This window comes from Saccharothrix espanaensis DSM 44229 (genome assembly GCF_000328705.1).
Classification (GTDB): Bacteria; Actinomycetota; Actinomycetes; order Mycobacteriales; family Pseudonocardiaceae; genus Actinosynnema; species Actinosynnema espanaense.
In genome coordinates this window covers 3,354,114-3,370,439 of the sequence record NC_019673.1, presented here as the reverse complement: position 1 = coordinate 3,370,439, position 16,326 = coordinate 3,354,114, and the positions used below count along the sequence as shown (strand labels likewise).

At 73.7% G+C, this 16,326-nt stretch carries 16 protein-coding genes, 1 pseudogene and 1 riboswitch; of the genes and pseudogenes, 10 read left to right on the top strand and 7 right to left on the bottom strand.

The window, feature by feature from the left end; translation table 11 throughout:
* Positions 1–160: 160 nt before the first annotated feature.
* Positions 161–1,030, top strand: coding sequence for a RecB family exonuclease (locus BN6_RS15390; protein ID WP_041312861.1), 870 nt, complete (start codon positions 161–163; stop codon positions 1,028–1,030).
* On the top strand, positions 1,027–1,803 hold the full coding sequence (locus BN6_RS15385; RefSeq protein WP_148303309.1) for a thioesterase family protein: 777 nt from the start codon (positions 1,027–1,029) through the stop codon (positions 1,801–1,803). The genes BN6_RS15390 and BN6_RS15385 overlap by 4 nt, the downstream gene beginning before the upstream one ends.
* Before the next feature lie 143 nt (positions 1,804–1,946).
* On the opposite strand, the gene BN6_RS15380 is transcribed toward BN6_RS15385, so the two are convergent.
* Positions 1,947–2,210 carry a phosphoribosyl-ATP diphosphatase gene (locus BN6_RS15380; RefSeq protein ID WP_041312859.1) on the bottom strand — a complete coding sequence of 88 codons (264 nt, stop codon included), beginning with the start codon at positions 2,208–2,210 and terminating at the stop codon, positions 1,947–1,949.
* Between the two features lie 102 nt (positions 2,211–2,312).
* On the opposite strand from BN6_RS15380, the gene BN6_RS15375 reads away from it, so the two are divergent.
* Entirely contained in the window at positions 2,313–2,924 is a 612-nt protein-coding gene (locus BN6_RS15375) for a TetR/AcrR family transcriptional regulator (protein ID WP_015100577.1), read from the top strand.
* Positions 2,925–3,007: 83 nt separating this feature from the next.
* Positions 3,008–4,570, top strand: a pseudogene (locus tag BN6_RS48745) (FAD-dependent monooxygenase); the annotation flags it as partial.
* Positions 4,571–4,637: 67 nt separating this feature from the next.
* Here the strand turns inward: BN6_RS48745 and BN6_RS48740 are convergent.
* On the bottom strand, positions 4,638–5,075 hold the full coding sequence (locus tag BN6_RS48740; RefSeq protein WP_041316865.1) for a GNAT family N-acetyltransferase: 438 nt from the start codon (positions 5,073–5,075) through the stop codon (positions 4,638–4,640).
* 113 nt (positions 5,076–5,188) lie between these two features.
* Here BN6_RS48740 and BN6_RS15360 point away from each other — a divergent pair, with 113 nt between their 5' ends.
* The 4 genes from BN6_RS15360 (at position 5,189) to BN6_RS15345 (ending at position 8,747) form a co-directional block, all read left to right on the top strand.
* Positions 5,189–6,370, top strand: coding sequence for a GNAT family N-acetyltransferase (locus BN6_RS15360; protein WP_015100574.1), 1,182 nt, complete (start codon positions 5,189–5,191; stop codon positions 6,368–6,370).
* 283 nt (positions 6,371–6,653) lie between these two features.
* Entirely contained in the window at positions 6,654–7,334 is a 681-nt protein-coding gene (locus BN6_RS15355; protein WP_015100573.1) for a (2Fe-2S)-binding protein, read from the top strand.
* A 256-nt stretch (positions 7,335–7,590) separates the two neighbouring features.
* A riboswitch (cobalamin riboswitch) is annotated at positions 7,591–7,766 on the top strand.
* Between the two features lie 31 nt (positions 7,767–7,797).
* Positions 7,798–7,983, top strand: coding sequence for a CbtB domain-containing protein (locus BN6_RS15350; RefSeq protein WP_015100572.1), 186 nt, complete (start codon positions 7,798–7,800; stop codon positions 7,981–7,983).
* Positions 7,984–7,991: 8 nt separating this feature from the next.
* Positions 7,992–8,747, top strand: coding sequence for a CbtA family protein (locus BN6_RS15345; RefSeq protein ID WP_015100571.1), 756 nt, complete (start codon positions 7,992–7,994; stop codon positions 8,745–8,747).
* A 150-nt stretch (positions 8,748–8,897) separates the two neighbouring features.
* Here the strand turns inward: BN6_RS15345 and BN6_RS15340 are convergent, their stop codons facing one another.
* Positions 8,898–9,530, bottom strand: a complete 633-nt coding sequence (locus tag BN6_RS15340) for an HAD family hydrolase (RefSeq protein WP_041316862.1) — start codon at positions 9,528–9,530, stop codon at positions 8,898–8,900.
* Between the two features lie 23 nt (positions 9,531–9,553).
* Complete coding sequence (locus BN6_RS15335; protein WP_041312854.1) at positions 9,554–9,835, bottom strand: hypothetical protein; 282 nt, start codon at positions 9,833–9,835, stop codon at positions 9,554–9,556.
* Between the two features lie 508 nt (positions 9,836–10,343).
* Between BN6_RS15335 and BN6_RS15330 the strand changes: the two genes are divergently transcribed.
* Together BN6_RS15330 and BN6_RS15325 are read left to right on the top strand one after the other, a co-directional pair.
* Positions 10,344–11,240, top strand: a complete 897-nt coding sequence (locus BN6_RS15330; RefSeq protein WP_015100568.1) for a PAC2 family protein — start codon at positions 10,344–10,346, stop codon at positions 11,238–11,240.
* A 51-nt stretch (positions 11,241–11,291) separates the two neighbouring features.
* Positions 11,292–12,431, top strand: a complete 1,140-nt coding sequence (locus BN6_RS15325; protein ID WP_015100567.1) for an MFS transporter — start codon at positions 11,292–11,294, stop codon at positions 12,429–12,431.
* A gap of 72 nt (positions 12,432–12,503) precedes the next feature.
* Here BN6_RS15325 and BN6_RS15320 read toward each other — a convergent pair whose 3' ends face one another.
* The 3 genes from BN6_RS15320 to BN6_RS15310 are packed head-to-tail and all read right to left on the bottom strand — an operon-like array spanning position 12,504 to position 16,277.
* Positions 12,504–14,513, bottom strand: a complete 2,010-nt coding sequence (locus BN6_RS15320) for a PIG-L family deacetylase (protein ID WP_015100566.1) — start codon at positions 14,511–14,513, stop codon at positions 12,504–12,506.
* A gap of 10 nt (positions 14,514–14,523) precedes the next feature.
* A complete protein-coding gene (locus BN6_RS15315; RefSeq protein WP_015100565.1) occupies positions 14,524–15,723 on the bottom strand; it encodes an MFS transporter in 1,200 nt (399 codons plus the stop codon).
* Complete coding sequence (locus BN6_RS15310; RefSeq protein ID WP_015100564.1) at positions 15,720–16,277, bottom strand: ArsR/SmtB family transcription factor; 558 nt, start codon at positions 16,275–16,277, stop codon at positions 15,720–15,722. Before BN6_RS15310 ends, BN6_RS15315 begins: the two co-directional genes overlap by 4 nt.
* Between the last annotated feature and the right edge of the window lie 49 nt (positions 16,278–16,326).

Below are 16,326 nucleotides of genomic sequence, written 5' to 3'. Positions count from 1 at the left end.
CGGTGGCGGAGACGGGACTTCTGCCGGCGGCCCTGGTTGCCCGGCCTACCACGACAAACGCCCTGCCCGTTCCCCGCTGCGGCGAGCACGTGACCAGGCGGGCGCACCGCGCTGCCCGCTGATCCCGATCTTGTCGGGGGTCTGCCCTATCGTTCTGACCATGGCAGTGCCCACGATCACCGAGCGCCCCGTACGCAGGCCCGCCCTGTCGCCCTCCCGTGCGGGCGACTTCAAGCAGTGCCCGCTGCTGTACCGCTTCCGCGCGGTCGACCGCCTGCCCGAGAAGCCGACCAGGGCGCAGGTCCGCGGCACCGTCGTGCACGCCGTCCTGGAGGACCTGTTCGGCCTGCCCGCCGCCGAGCGCCGGCCCGAGCGCGCCCGCGAACTGGTCGGACCCGCGTGGGAGCGGGTCCGCGCCGAGCGCCCGGAGTTCGCCGACCTGTTCGCCGGCGGGCAGGAGGAGGAGCAGGCCGACTGGCTGGCCTCCGCGGCCGGCCTGCTGGACGGCTACTTCACCCTGGAGGACCCGCGCCGCTTCGACGCCGACGCCCGCGAGCTGCTGGTCGAGTGGGAGCTGCCCTCCGGCGTGCTGCTGCGCGGCTACGTCGACCGCGTGGACGTGGCGCCGACCGGCGAGATCCGGGTGGTCGACTACAAGACCGGGGCCGCGCCGCGCGAGGTCGGCGAGGCGAAGGCGCTGTTCCAGATGAAGTTCTACGCGCTGGTGCTGTGGCGGCTGCGCGGCGCGGTGCCCCGGCAGCTGCGGCTGATGTACCTGGCCGACCGGCAGGCGCTGGCCTACACCCCGGACGAGGCCGAGCTCAGCCGGTTCGAGCGGACCCTGGAGGCCATCTGGGACGCGATCCTGCGCGCGGCGAAGTCCGGCGACTTCCGACCCAACCCGAGCAGGCTGTGCGACTACTGCGACCACAAGGCGCTCTGCCCGGCGTTCGAGGGCACACCGCCGCCCTACCCGGGCTGGCCGGAGCCGGACGCGGGGCAGGAGACGGCACTGGACAGGGCGGACTGATGACGTCGTTCTACGAGCAGCTCGACGGGCACCGGTTCGCCTCCACCGAGCACACCGCCGGGCCGTGGAGCAGCACCGGCCAGCACCTGGGCCCGCCGTCCGCGCTGCTGGTGCGGGCCTTGGAGCGGGTCGCGGCGCGGCCGGGGACGGTGCTGTCCCGGGTGACGTTCGAGGTGCTCGGGCCGGTCCCGGTGGCCGAGCTGGAGGTGACGGCGGAGCTGGAGCGCCCCGGCCGTTCGGTGGAGCTGCTGTCCGCCGCGCTGTCGCACGAGGGGCGTGCGGTGGTGCGGGCGCGGGCGTGGCGGATCGTCGGCGGCGACACGTCGGCGGTGGCGTCCGGCGAGGGCGGGTCGCTGGTGCCGCCGCAGGGCTGTGTGCCGATGGCGATCCCGGACGACTGGCGGTGCGGCTACCTGGCCGCGATGGAGTGGCGCTCGGTGTCCGGCGGCATCTTCACGCCCGGCGACGCGGCGGTCTGGGCGCGGCCCCGGGTCGCGGTGGTGGCCGGCGAGCAGCCGACAGCGTTGCAGCGGTTGTTCACCGTGGCCGACTCGGCGAGCGGCGTGTCCAGCAGGCTCGACATCTCGAATTGGTACGCGATCAACACCGACCTGTCGGTGCACCTGCACCGCGAGCCGGTCGGGGAGTGGTTCGCGCTGGACGCGGAGACGGTGGTGGGCCCGTCAGGTGTCGGCGTGGCGGGCAGTGTCCTGCACGACGAGCAGGGGCCGGTGGGTCGCACCGCGCAGTCGCTGTTCGTCCGGGAGCGGTGAGCTGCTGGAGCAGGACGGCGTCCCTGGACAGCTGAGCACTGCGGGCCTGCGCGCACGCCGAGCAGCGACGCGAGGATGATCGGGTTGCGCAGCGGGAGCGTCGCCGGCGCGCGCAGGGTCCCGCTGAGCACCCCGGCCACCGGTCACAGGTGCTTGTAGACGTCTTCCAGGGTGAGGCCGCGACCGAGCATCAGCACCTGCACGCGGTAGAGCAGCTGGGAGACCTCTTCGGCCAGCCGCTCGTCGGACTCGTGCTCCGCGGCGATCCAGACCTCGCCCGCCTCCTCCAGCACCTTCTTGCCCTGCGCGTGGACACCGTCTGCCAGCGCCGCGGCCGTGGCGGACCCCTCGGGGCGGGTGCGGGCGCGCTCGCTCAGCTCGGCGAACAGCTCGTCGAAGGTCTTCACGGGGGCTGATCCTCGCATCCCCGGGCCGGCCGCCGAAAACCACCCCGAAAGTGCGTATCCCGAAATCTTGCGGGCCCCGCACTTTTCCCCTACCTTGATCACATGGACGAACGACTGGGCTTGCGTGAGCGCAAAAAGCTGGAGACCCGCCAGGCACTGAGCTGGGCGGCGCTCCGGCTGGCGGTCGAGCGCGGCCTGGAGAACGTCCTGGTGGAAGACATCGCCGCGTCGGCGGGGGTCTCCTCGCGCACCTTCAACAACTACTTCTCCAGCAAGGCCGAGGCGATCACCTCCCGCCACCTCGACCGGGGCCGGCAACTCGCGGACCACGTCCGCCGCCGCCCCCCGGGCGAGACGGTGTGGGAGTCGATCCTGGAGGCGGCGCTGGCGCAGTACGCGCCGAACGACCGCCTGCCGGACCCCGAGTGGACAGCCGGGGTCCGCCTCATGACCAGCGAACCGGCGCTGATCGGCGAGTTCCTGCGGGCCAGCTCGGTGATCGAGCGCGAGCTGGCCGAGGCGATCGCCGAGCGCACCCGGACGAACGTGGCGGTCGACCTCTACCCCCGCCTGGTGGCGGCGTCGGTCGGCGCGGCCATCGAAGTGGCGACCGACCGCTGGCTGACCGCCGACCCGCCAATCCTCCTCGGTCCGCTCGTCCACGACGCCCTGACCCAGGTGGCAGCCGGCCTGCCAGACCCCCAGGCCGGCTGACTCCGCCACCGGCCCACCTCGAACCCACCGACCCAGCCCCGCCCGACGTGGGGCTTATTCAGCCACACCCCAAGGAGCCCCCCATGCCACTCACCACCACCACCGCTGCCCCCACCGCTGCCACCTCCACCTCCACCGCCGACACCGGCTCGGTCGACACCGGGGTCCTCATCGTGGGCGCGGGCCCGAACGGCCTGATGCTCGCCAACGAACTGCGGCTGGCCGGCCTGCGCCCCACCGTGCTCGACGCCCTGCCCGAACGCGCCACGGCTCCGAAGGCCAACGGTCTGGTGGGCCGCGTGGTGCAGGCCCTGGACTACCGGGGGCTGCACGAGGCCGTCACCGGCAGCCCAGGACCGCCGAGACCGGCCCCGTTCTTCCAGTTCGGTGCCCTCCCGCTGGATCTGTCCACACTGGACGACAACGCCCTGTTCGCCCTGCCCGTGCCACAACACCGGCTGGAAGAACTGCTGGAGCACCAAGCGGGTGTGGAGATCAGGCGCGGTCACCAGGTGACAGACCTGACCCAGCGGGACGGCCACGTGACGGTCGACGCCGCCGGCCCGGACGGGCCGTACCGCCTCACCACGCGTTACGTCGTCGGTGCCGACGGCGGCCACAGCGTGGTCCGCAAACGGGCCGGCATCGGCTTCCCCGGCGTCACCGACGAGGGCTTCACGCACCGCACGGGCTCGGTGGTGCTCCACGAACCGATCGCCGACCACCGGACGGGCCGGTTGGAGGTCCCGGGCATGGGCGTGCTGTGGCCGGGCACGTTCCACCGGACCGAACACGGCGTCTTCGCGTTCGGCATGTTCCAACCGGGCGTCTACCGCGTCACCCTGATCGAGTGGGGGCAGTCCGGCCTGACCGACACCGACGAGATGCCGCTGTCCGAACTCCGCGAGGCCGCACACCGCGTCCTGGGCGTCGACCTGCCGATGAGCGAACCCGACGACGGCCGCCCCTCGGCGCTCGACCGCCGGGCGGAGGGCACCAACTCCCGGCTGGCCGACCGCTACCGGAAGGGCCGGGTCTTCCTGGTCGGCGACGCCGCGCACGTCCAGTCCGGCGTCGGCGGCCCCGGCCTGAACCTGGGTCTGCAAGACGCCCTGAACCTGGGCTGGAAACCGGCCGCCGACCTCGACGGCTGGGCACCGCCCGACCTGCTGGACACCTACGAGTCCGAGCGCCGCCCGGTGGGCCTCCGCGTGATCACCCACAGCCGGGCCCAGACGGCGCTGCTCTCCGAGGGCCCGAACATCACCGCCCTGCGCGAAGTCCTCACCGAACTCCTCCAGGACCAGAGCGCGGTGCGCCGCATCTCCGACCTGATGTCCGGCGCGGACACGGTCTACGACCTGGGCACCGCAGCCCACCCGCTCATCGGCCGGTGGATGCCCGACCTCCCCCTCCCCCACGGCCGGATCTTCGCCCACCTGTCGCGCTCCGGCCGTCCGCTCCTGCTGGACTTCGCCGACAACGCGGCACTGCGCGCCACCGCCCAGCCCTGGGTCGACCGCGTCGACATCCACACCACAACGACCCCGGTCCCACCCGCCGACGCGGTCCTGGTCAGGCCGGACGGCTACGTGGCCTGGGCGGGCACCGCCCCGGACGACCTGGCCCACGCACTACACCGATGGTTCGGCACCCCGACCCCCACCCCACCCCATGAACCGCCCGCCGGCCCGGATCAGTCCAGTCGATCGATCAGAGCCCGAACTGAGGGCTGGCGAACGGCCAGTCGCGGGCGATCCACTCGGGCACGAAGGCGTCCAGGGCGCGTTCCAGATCGGTGCCCGCGTACTCGTCCACCACCCACCACGAGATGAGGGCGTCCTCGGCGGGATCGATGTAGACGCACCCGAGCAGCGCGGTCTCGGCGTTGTCGAACAGGGCGTAGTTGAACGACTCGTGCGCCTCGGCTTCCCGCGCGTGGCGGGCGAGGTCGGCGCGGTCCTCTTCATAGGTCATGGTCGTGGGCGGCCAGTTCCACTTCTCGCCGAAGATCGACCACAGGCGTTCCCGCGAGCCCATGACGGCGGGGTAGTCCAAGTCCACATCGGACTCTTGGATCGGCCTCAGGTGGTGGCCCGCGCCCAGCTCGACACGGGTGGGGTGGGCGAAGTCGGACGGCAGCCAGGACATGGCCGGATTGTGCGTCACCCGAAGGTGGGCCGCCAACTCCGTTCCACCGAGGAAGGCTCGCCATCGGGGAAATCCGGTGGCACGACGAGAGGAGAAGACCCGACACTGCTCGGGTGACCTTGCCCGACGGCTTGGTGCTGCGCACCGCGGAGCCGCGAGACCTCGACCAGATCGGCGCGCTGCTGAGCGAACGGGGCGAGCCGGAGGACGCCGTCGACCACCGCCTGGTCGTCTCGGACCCGGACGCCGGGTGGGAGACGTGCGCGGTCGTCGTGGACGGTGACCGGGTCGTGTCGACGGCCACGTTGCTGGACGAGACGCTGGTCCTGGACGGTCTGGAGGTCCCGGCCGGCCAGGTGGAACTGGTCGCCACCCACCGGGACTACGAGGGGCGCGGCCTGGTCCGGGAGCTGATGCGGTGGGCGCACGAGCGGTCGGCGGCGCGCGGGCAACTGGTGAACGTGATGCTGGGCATCCCGTACTTCTACCGGCGGTTCGGCTACACCTACGCCGTCCCGATCTCGCCGACGCGGGACGTCGTGGGCACGCCGCCGGCGAGCACGGACACGGTGCGCGAGGCGACGTTCGACGACATCCCGGCGATGGCGGCGTTGCAGGACGCCGAGCAGCGGCGGGCCGACCTTCGGATGCCGCACTCGGCGGGGCTGTGGCGTTGGCTGGTCGCGCGTGGCGGCAGCACCCAGTGGCTGGTGGAACGGGACGGGGTGCCGGTGGGCACCGGACGCTCGACGCCGCCGGACGAGGGCGTGCACTTGTGCGAGGTGGCGGCCATGGACGCGCCTGCGGTGCACGCGCTGGTCGCGCACACTGCGGCGACGGTGGCGAACGAACGGCCGGGCACGGTCGCGGGTGCGGCGCTCGAACCGCTCCTGGGGCCGACGCCGGAGGACGCGGCCTCGTACTACGTGCGGATCGCCGACCCGGTGGCGCTGCTGGACCACCTGCGTCCGGTGCTCGGCCGGCGGCTGGCCGCCTCGTCGTTCGCCGACGAGGCCGGCGAGGCCGTGGTGTCGTTCTACCGTTCGCACGTCCGGCTGCCGTTCAAGGCCGGCGAGGTGGGCCCGGTCGTCGCGGGCGGTGTGATGCAGGCACCGGGCGCGGCGGGCGGGGCCGGGGTGGCGCCGGACTTGCTGGAGTCCCTGCTGTTCGGCCCGCACGGCCTGGGCGGTCTGACCGCCAGGTTCCCCGACGTCTACCCAGGACCGAACGCCGACCTGATGCACGTCCTGTTCCCGCCGGTCCGGGCCGACCTGCTGACCTTCTACATCCCGTAACCAACCACCCCGACACCCACCCCACACCTCCGCCACCAGCAGCGCCTCCGGCGGGCGTCACCGCACGTCGGTGACCGGTATCGCCGGCCGTCAGCGCCCAGGCGACCCGATCACATCCGCTCGCGCCATCCGCAGGAGTCGCGGCAATCAAGCCCACCACCTCCCACTGCAAAGGCACCTCCGCCGACTCCTGCCATCCCGCCGAGCCGAGCCGCGCGGCTGGGTGCGGAGCGACGGCGCGCGGCGGGGGCACTGACCGGACGGTGGCGGGCAGACTGGCCACGTGTCCGACTACTACACCCCAGTGCTGTCGACGCTGCGACAGATCCGCGGCTTGAGCCCGTTCTTCGCCTTGGACGTGGGACGTCCCGCTTCCGACGCGGACGGCGGCGGTTGGCGGTCTGGGGACGATCTCGCGGATGGGGCGGTGCTGTCGGGCGCGTTGCGGGCCATCGGTGAGCGGTACCGGACTGGGGAGGCTCGGGTTTCCGCGTCCTTGTTCTTCCTCGGGTACACCGCTCGGCTGCTGTCCCCGACGGTCGCCGCGCACGCCGTGGGCGGGGTCGCGCCGGACATCCGGCCGGCGAACGTGTGGTGGCACTACGGGCCGGACGGGATGCGGGTGCGGATTGGCGAACCGGTCGCCGGGGTGTCGATCTCCGCGTCGTTGGAGCCGGTGGTGGCGGCGATCCGGGACGTGGTGCCGGTGGCGCGGGGGCTGTTGTGGGGTAACGCGGCGTCGTCCATCGCCGGGGCGTTGCGGACGGTGAGCCTCAGCGGCACGGCGTCCGCCGAGCAGTGCGTGGCGCTGGGCGAGCGACTGCTGGACGAGCCGCCGCTGCGGGGGTCCGGCGACTTCATCCCGTTCCCCGGCGAGGTGGCGTTCCGGCGGCGCAGTTGCTGCCTCTACTACCGCCTCGACGGCGGCGGGACCTGCGGCGACTGCCCGCTCCCGCAGCAGTGAGCCCCAGCGGCGGCCACGGCGCGTGCCGAGAGGGCGACCAGCTCGAAAGGCGCGGGACCGGACGTGACGAAAAGCTGGCGGCGTTATGAAAAGCGTCCGTCGTTGGGACTGAACCGCTCGGCCAGCCGGTGCGGTTACCTGCGGCATCGGGTCGATCAAGGACGGGATCAGGACAAAAGCGGCGCTTGATCGTGTGTGGTGCAGGTGAGGTGGACGACAACTCGTCTGGTCGGTTGTGCCCGGACGCGGCGCACATTTACGGTTCCACAGCCGCAGTGGACGGGAAGCCGGTGGGAATCCGGCGCGGTCCTCGCCACTGTGACCGGGGAGCCAACCCGCCGAGAACGTCACTGGTCGCGCGGTGCGACTGGGAAGACGCGGGGACGGTGTCGATCCGGGAGTCAGGAGACCGGCTGCGGCGCGAGTTGTTGTTGACCTTCCACGAGGTATGGAGGAGGCCGTCTTGACGAGCCCCGCGCACTCCCTGTCCATCCCCATCCCCAAGTGGGCCTACGCCGTCGCACTCGTCGCGCTGCTGATCACCTGGCTGGTCCTGCAGGAGAACGGCGTCGCGCTCGGTCACGCCGCCGAGTCGCTGCACGAGTTCTTCCACGACGGGCGGCACGCGCTCGGCGTCCCGTGCCACTAGGGCCGGCCGTGGACACCTACAAGAACCTCCTGCTGCGGGGCGTCGGTGCCGGTGGCATCGCCGGCCTGCTCGCGGGCCTGGTCGGCCTGGTCGTGGTCGAGGCGCCGATCCGGGCCGCGCTGGCCGTCGAAGAGGCCCGCGCCGCCGCCGAACCGGTCGAGCCCGGTGGGCACGACCACGGCGAGATGTTCGGCCGGGGCACCCAGGTGGTGGGCGGCGTGCTCGCCGCGGTGATCGTCGGGCTGGCGGTCGGCGCGCTGTTCGCCACCGCCTACGCCGGGTCGCGCCGCTGGTTCACCGGCCGGCGGCCGTTCGGCCGGAGCGTGACGCTCGCGGCGGCGGTGTTCGGGGCGGCGGCGCTGCTGCCGGCCGTCAAGTACCCGGCCAACCCGCCGGCGGTGGGCGACCCGGAGACGGTGGACTACCGGACGGTGCTCTACCTCGGGCTCATCGCGGCCGGGCTGCTGGTGGTGTTCGGGGCGAGTTTCCTGGCGTCCCGGCTGGAGCACCTGAGCGGGCCGGTCCGGTCCACCGTCGTCGCGCTGGCCGTGGTCGTCGCGTTCGCGGTGCTCCTGCTGGCCTTCCCCGCTCCGCCGGACGCGGTGCCGGCGGACATGCCGAGCACCGTGCTGTGGGAGTTCCGCCTGGCGTCACTCGCCGAGACGGCCACCCTGTGGCTGGGCCTCGGTGTCGTGTTCGGCCTGCTGGTCGACCCGGCTGTGCGCCGCGACAGCACCACCAAGGTGAAGGCCGTCGCCGTCTGAGCGACGTTCGACGCCGAGTGCCGCGCAGCGCCCGCCACCGTCCTCCGCGGTCCACACCGCGGGGGACGGTGGCGTTCAAGGCTGCGGCCTGCGGTGCTGCGGTTGCGGGACGGTGTGCGGCCGCAGCGGTCAGGTGCGCGGCTGCGGAGGTCAGGTGCGCAGGGCGGTGAGGGTGGGCAGGTCTACGCCGACCAGGGAGTCGCGAAAGATCCGGCGCTCGCCCGGCGGTACCGGCACGTCGCACGGCACCACCAGCACCGTGCACCCCGCCGCCACCGCCGAGGTCACGCCGGTCGGCGAGTCCTCGACCGCGATGCACGCCGCGGCGTCCACCCCGAGCAGGGCGGCGGCTTTCAGGTACGGGTCCGGGAGGGGCTTGTTGCGGCCTTCGACCTCGTCGCCGCACACCGTCACGTCGAACAGGTCGCGGCCGATGGTGTCCAGCGCGACCTCGGTCAACGCCCGTTCGGTCGACGTCACCAGCGCCATCGGCACGCCCGACGCCCGCACCGCGCGCAACGCGTCCTGGGCTCCCGGCCGCCACGGCAGACCGGCCCGGAACACCTCCTCGGTGCGCCGCAGGATCCACGCCGCGCCGTCCGCCGTCTCCTCCTCCGTCGGCGTCAGGCCGACTTCGGCGAACAGCAGCGCCATCGTCGTGGGCACGTTCGAGCCGACCATGGCCTGCCGGGTCTCCAGCGACAGGGTGCCGCCCAACTTCTCGGCGAACTCGTAGAGCGGGACGTCCCACAGCTTCTCCGAGTCCAACAGCGTGCCGTCCATGTCCCACAGCACCGCTTCGACGCTCACCACGGGGCTTCCTCCACCTTCACGACGCGGGCCTCCCCGCTCTCCACACCGCCCCAGACCACCCCGGCCCGGCCGGAGCGCGCCGACCACAGGTCGCCGACCAGCAGCCCGGTCGCGGCCCGGTCCGCGCGCACCGGGAATTCCAGCAGCAGCCCGGTGCCGTCGTCGAGCCGGATCCCGAGGTGCTTCGCGCCCAGGCCGGACACGACGCCGTGCTGCCACTCGCCGAGCCCCGAGCCCGCGCCGCCGCCACCACCGCCGCGTGGCGGGCAGCGCACCCCACGCGATCAGGCCCAAGCCCGCCACGCCCGCGAAGAACGACCAGACCGGTGTCTCCACCGCCGACTCCGCGGTGCGGATCCGATTCGGGTCGGTCGGGGGACCGGCGCTTACCCCTGATCAGCCGCTCCGCGTCGATCACGCGTCGAAGTATTTCGCCGGGCGGTGGCGGCCGAGGGGGAAACGGCCGGGTGCGGCCGGACGCCGACCCGGTTGCGCCGAACGCGGCACGCGGTCGCGCCCGTCCCGAAGAGAACGGGCCGGGCCCCCGCGCCGGGCGGGTGGGGTCGGCGAGGTCGGGCCGGGGCCCGGACACGATCTCGGCGCGCCCGCTGTGACCTGCGGCGTCGGCGGAGGTCGGGGTGGCCGGGCGGGTGCTCGTGCGCGCTGCGCCGGCCGCCGTCTCGAGCCGGTCGGCCGGCCCGCCCGGGACGGGCGGGGAGACACGAGCCGACATGGCGCAAGCCTACGGCGTCGGGTCCGCGGCGAGGGTCGTAGTCTGACCCGGTGACCGATCCGGACCAGGCCGCCAAGATCCCCTTCGACCCCGCGAAACCGCTCACCAACCCGATCATGGTGGCGGCGTTCGAGGGGTGGAACGATGCTGGAGACGCTGCCAGCACGGCGATCGAGCACCTCCAACTCACCTGGGACGCGACGCCGCTGGTGGAGATCGATCCGGACGACTACTACGACTTCCAGGTGACCCGCCCCACGGTCCGCATGGTGGACGGCATCACCCGAAGGGTTGAATTCCCGACGACCCGGCTGTCGGTGTGCCGGCCGCCGGGCTCGGCCACCGACGTCGTGCTGGTGCACGGCATCGAGCCGAACATGCGCTGGCGGAAGTTCGCCGGCGAGTTGCTCGGCCACATCGAGGACCTGGGCGTCACCACCGTGGTCACGCTCGGCGCGCTGCTGATGGACACCCCGCACACCCGGCCCGTCCCGGTGACCGGCACCGCCTACGACGCGGAGGCGGCGCAGAAGTTCGGGCTGGAGCGGTCCCGCTACGAGGGGCCGACCGGGATCGTCGGGGTCTTCCAGGACCTGTGCGTGCAGGCCGGCGTGCCGGCGATCTCGTTCTGGGCGGCGGTGCCGCACTACGTCTCCCAGCCGCCCTCGCCCAAGGCCACCCTGGCGCTGCTGCACCGGGTCGAGGAGGTGCTCGACGTCGAGGTGCCGCTGGGCGCGCTGCCCGAGCAGGCCGAGGAGTGGGAGCGCACGGTCAGCGAGATGGCCGACGAGGACGAGGACGTGCGCAACTACGTCCGGGCGCTGGAGGAGCGCGGCGACGCGGAGATCCAGATCACCGAGGCGAGCGGCGACGCGATCGCGGCGGAGTTCGAGCGCTACCTGCGCCGCCGGGGTCGCGGGCCGGGGCGCGGGCCGACCGGGCTCTGACGCTGGTCACACCCCGGTCGCGCGCGGGCGTCGGTGCGGGAGACTCGGCGGGTGGCGCAGGTGCGGACGGGCCCGCGACGGCTCGCGGTGGTCGGGCTGTACGCCGGCGGGTTCCTCGGGCCGTTCGGCGGTGCCATGACCTCGTCGGTGCTGCCGGAGATCGGCGCGGACTTCCAGGTCTCGGCCGGTGCGGCGGCGACCACGCTGACCGGCTACCTGCTGCCGTTCGCCGGGTTCATGCTGTTCTCCGGGACGGTGGGCGAGCGCTGGGGCGCGCGGCGGACGGTCCGGATCGCCTACCTGGTGTACGCGGTGGCGTCGGTGCTGTGCGCGGTGTCGTGGTCGTTCCCGGTGCTGCTGGGCGGGCGGGCGTTGCAGGGCGTGGCGAACGCCTTCACCACTCCCCTGCTGCTGGCGGCGATAGCGGCGGTGACGCCGAAGGAACGGCTGGGGCGCGCGCTGGGGGTGTTCGCGTCGATGCAGGCCGCCGGGCAGACGTCCGCGCCGCTGGTGGGCGGGTTGGCGGCGGAGGCGTCGTGGCGGTGGGCGTTCGTCGGGGCCGCGCTGGTGGCGGTGCTGCTGGCCGCGGCCGGGGTGCCCGCCGACCCGCCGCGCACCGAGCAGCCGCCGAGGCTGCGCACCGCGTGGCGGCCGGAGGTGCTGCGGTTGGCGGCGGCCGGGTTCGTCGGGTGGGGCTGCCTGGGCGGGGTGTCGTTCCTGGTCGCCCTGCGGTTGGGCGACGACTTCGGGTTGGGCGCGGGTGAGCGCGGCCTGGTGCTGACCGGGTTCGGGGTGGTCGGCATCGTCTGCGCCCGGCTGACCGGCTGGATGATCGACCACGTCGGGCCGCGGCGCTGCGTGCTGCTGGGCACCACGGTGGGGTCGGTGCTGCTGGTGCTGATCGGGGTCCTGCCGAGCCTGGTGGCGGTGGGCGTGCTGTGGGCGGTGGCGGGCGCGTTCTCGCAGGCGGTGATCGTCGGGCTGAGCGCGCTGGTGCTGGGGCGCGGCGGCAACCGGGGCGGGGCGATCTCGGTGCTCCAGTCGTTCCGGTTCCTGGGCGGGTCGGCGTCGCCGATGGCGTTCGTGCCGCTCTACCACCTGTCGCCGGCCGCCTCGTTCCTCGCGCCGGCCGCCCTGGTGCTGCTGATCCCGCCGGCGTTGCTGCTGTGGCGCGGTCGCGACCGGTCCTGACCCGGCCGGCCGGCACGTCGACCGACGCGCCGGACGGTGCCGTCACGGCGCGGGCAGCGCCGGACGGTGCCGTCACGGCGCGGGCAGCGCCACCCGGTCCTCGAAGCCGGCCGCGCCGCCGGCGGCGCGTTGCCGGCGGACGGTGAGCCCGCCGTTGTCGTCCAGCGCGAACACCACGACCCGGCCGGCCGGGTCGACGGCCGACGCGGGCTGGCCGACGATGAAACCGCCGAGGTCCGACCACGGGGTGGCGTAGCCGCCGTCGGCGGCCTGGCGGGTGGTGCTCACGCCGCCGCCGCGGTTGGTGGTGAACACCAGGACGCGGGCGTCGGCCACGGCCGGCGCGTCGGTCACGGCGGGCGCGCCGACGCCGCCCTGGCCGCCGAGGTCGTCGCGGACCGCCGTCCACGAGCCGTCGGCGAGCTGCCACGTGCGGCCGACCGCGCCGCCCCGGTCGCCGGCCAGCCGGAAGAACACGTCCAGCCGGCCGTCGCGGCTGCGCGCCACCGAGGGCGGACCGGACGGCTGCGGGCCCGCCGGGGCGGGGCGCAGCGTCAACGGGGTGCCCGACCAGTGGCGGAGCCCGCCGGTTCCGCCGGACACCGCGAACCCGAACACCTCCAGCCCGCCGGACGGGCCGACGCCCACCGCGAGCCCGTCGTGCAGGTCGGTGCCGCGCGCGTCCTGCCACACCGCCGGGAACGTCCCGTCGGCCTGCTGGGCCTGGTGGCTCAGCCCGCCGCCGGCGTTCTTCACGAACACCCGGACCAGCCCGTCCGGCCCGCGCGCCGCGACCGGCGTGCCGACCTGGGTGGAGCCGGGGTTGGGGCTGCCCAGCGACACCCAGCCGCCGAAGCCGGCGTTGGGCGACCGCTGGGCCGTGGTGACGACCTCGTGCGTGTCCACCCGGCGGCCGACCACCTGGATGCGGCCGTCGCCGGTCTCGGTGACGGCCAGGCCGGCCGACAGCGGGCCCGGGGTGGCCAGTGAGGTGGACGACCAGCCGCCCGGCGTCTGCCACCAGGTGGCCAGCGCGCCGCCCTGCACCGCGAACGCCTGGAGCCGGCCGTCCTGGTTGCGGCTGACCCACCTGGTGCCGGTGGTGTCGCGGTGGATCATCCGCTCGGGCCAGGTCGCGTACGGGCCGGTCGGCTCGCTGAAGGCGTCCCACAGGTCGTAGGCGGCGAAGTCACCGGTTTTCTCGGCGCGCTTGCCGCTGTCGAGGTTCACCGGAGATTCGGCGATGTTGTAGTTGCGGTACGGGACGATCCGCAGCGCCCGGCCGTAGCCGCGCGCCGCTTCGACGGCGAACCGCGCGCCCGTCACGTGGTCGTTGTGGTCGTGCAGCCAGGTCGGGTCCAGGTAGCGCTGGTCGGGGTCGGGGTCCTGGGTGCGCACGACCGTGGGCCGGTAGCGCTGGTAGAGCGCCTGCAACAGGTGCACCAGGTGGGCCTTGCCGTGCACCGGGTTGCGCACGTCGTCGGCCCACAGCACGGTGCCGCTGGGCACCATCGAGCAGGTGCCGCGCTCGTCGGCCCACAGCCGGTTGAGGCTCGCGCCGGGCAGCTTCGGCGTCCCGGCGCACGGCCGGGAGGCGTCGTCGGTGCTGTCCGCCCACTCCGGGAGGTCCAGGAACACCAGGCGGACGTCCGGCCGCGCGGTGAGCGTGTGCTCCTCGGCCCAGTACGGCCCCTCCGGGGTGTCCAGCCGGAGTGCGGCCTGGGTCCACGTGTTCGGGACGCCCGCCATCCGCGCGTTGGCGGCCCGTGCCCCGAGTTGGCGGCACCGGGCGTAGTCCTCGCGGTCCACCGTCCGGTCGTCGCGGCAGGTCGCGAGCGGCGGGTCGCCCGCGCGGCCGGGGCCGTCCGGCTGGAAGGCCTCGCCCGCGGTGAGGAACACGGTCGTGTTGGCCCGCCGGGCCGCGATCGAGTTCCGCAGGTCGGGGTTGAGGAACAGGACGTCGTCGTCCTGGTGGGCGACGACGTTCAGGTAGGACGCCCTGGCGACGGTCTGCCCGCTCGCGGGCGGGGCGAGCGCCCCCACCGACAACGCCCAGACGCACAGCACCACACCGATTCGCATGATCTCCCCCTCAAGAGCTGCGTCCCGCCAACTCTAGGGAGGTCCGGCGTGCGATCACGACCGCCGAAAGGCCCGCGACCAGGTAGAGCCCGGCTTGTACGTCAAGCAGCGCCATCAGCCCGAGCGGCACGGCCAGCGCGCCCGCCAGCACCATGCCCAGTGCCTGGAACCCGTCGTAGAGGCTGCCGAAGGTCGCCAGCACCCGCCCGCGCACCGCGTCGGAGGTGTGCAGTTGCAGCACGGACATCATGCCCACGCCGGACATCACGCCCGGCGCGCCGCACGCCGCGAACACCGCGAGGTAGAAGGTGAAGGCGGTGGTGACGTACGAGCCGTTCCACCCGACGAACGCGAGCGCCGAGAACGCGATCAGCGACCACGCCAACAACGGCCACGCGGCGACTCGGCGCGCGACCAGGCCGACCACCGCGCCGCCGACGAGTCCGCCGATCGCCTGGATGCCGCGCAGCAGCCCCACTTCCGCCTCGCCGCCGCCGAGCCGTTCGGTCACGAACACCACGAACAGCACCACGAACATGCCCTGACCGGCCGCCATCAGCCCCACCACGGCCACCATGCCGCGCAACGGACCCTTGATCTCGCGCAGCCCGTCCAGCCAGGCCCGCCACATCGGCGCACCGCCGCTCGGGCCCGGGGTCACGCCGAACGGCCGGACCAGCAGCGCCGCCGCGACCAGGAACGACGCCACGTCCAGCACCAGCACGCCGGTCAGCCCGGACCAGCCGAGCACCAGCCCGCCCAGCGACGCGCCGAGCAGCCGGGCGAGGTTGGCGTTGAGCCCGACCAGCCCGTTGGCGGCGGCGACCTGGTCGCGCCCGACGAGTTCGGGCAGCAGGGCGTTCTTCGCGGGCTCGAACAGCACGGCCAGCGCCGCCCGCACCGCCATCACGACGTTGACCAGCACCAGGTTCCCGGTCAGCAGCGGCAGCAGGGCGGCGGCCTGGGCGAGGCTGACCCACAGCATCAGCCGGCGCTTGTCCCACCGGTCGGCGAGCACGCCCGCCAGCGGCGAGAGCGCGAGGCCCGGCAGCAGCGCCACCACGAACGTGGTCGCGGTCGAGCCGACCGAGCCGGTGAGCTGGTAGACGTAGACCGGCAGGGCGACCACCAGGACCCAGTCGCCGATCTCGGAGACGAACCCGGCGAGCCACATCCGGCGGAAGGCCGGCACCCGCAACGGACCGGTCATCGCGGGAACGCCCGCAGTCCGACGTGGGCGGGCCGCGCGCCCTCGGGTGCGTCCGCGCGCAGCGGCACGAGGTAGGGCCGCAGGATGTCGTCGATCATGCCGAGCAGCCCGGTCAGCTCCTCGGGCGTCACGGTCACCGTGTAGCCGTGCATCCCGGCGGCGTCGAGCCACTCGCGGGACAGCTCGTGCTGCCGGTCCAGGAAGCGCTGGGCGAGCCGGTTGTCCTCGTTGAGCTGCAACGCGACCAGGGCGTCCTGCTGGCTGCGCACGGCCGGGTCCTCGGAGAACGCACCGACCGAGTACCCGACGTCGAGCGCCCGCCACGGCCGCTCCCGCGCGTCGCCCGCCTCGACCCGGTCCACGAACCCGGCCTTGGCCAGCTGCCGGAGGTGCCAGCTGCAGTTCGACGCCGACGAGCCGACCTCGGCGGCGCACTCGCTGGCGGTCCGCGGGCCGACCGCGACCAGGTGGTTGAGCAGCGCCACCCGCAGCGGGTGGGCCAGCGCCTTGAGCGCGTCGACGTCGGTGACCCGTCGGGGCTGGGGTAGGTCCATGCCCCGACGGTAGACCTGAAAGACTTATTTCGAAAGAGACCTTTCAGAC

Bases quoted from the DNA above. Each gene is read 5' to 3' on its own strand.
- BN6_RS15375 (WP_015100577.1), top strand. From the start codon at position 2,313: ATGGACGAACGACTGGGCTTGCGTGAGCGCAAAAAGCTGGAGACCCGC.
- BN6_RS15310 (WP_015100564.1), bottom strand. From the start codon at position 16,277: ATGGACCTACCCCAGCCCCGACGGGTCACCGACGTCGACGCGCTCAAG.
- BN6_RS48740 (WP_041316865.1), bottom strand. From the start codon at position 5,075: ATGTCCTGGCTGCCGTCCGACTTCGCCCACCCCACCCGTGTCGAGCTG.
- BN6_RS15340 (WP_041316862.1), bottom strand. From the start codon at position 9,530: ATGGACGGCACGCTGTTGGACTCGGAGAAGCTGTGGGACGTCCCGCTC.
- BN6_RS15320 (WP_015100566.1), bottom strand. From the start codon at position 14,513: ATGCGAATCGGTGTGGTGCTGTGCGTCTGGGCGTTGTCGGTGGGGGCG.
- BN6_RS15390 (WP_041312861.1), top strand. From the start codon at position 161: ATGGCAGTGCCCACGATCACCGAGCGCCCCGTACGCAGGCCCGCCCTG.
- BN6_RS15315 (WP_015100565.1), bottom strand. From the start codon at position 15,723: ATGACCGGTCCGTTGCGGGTGCCGGCCTTCCGCCGGATGTGGCTCGCC.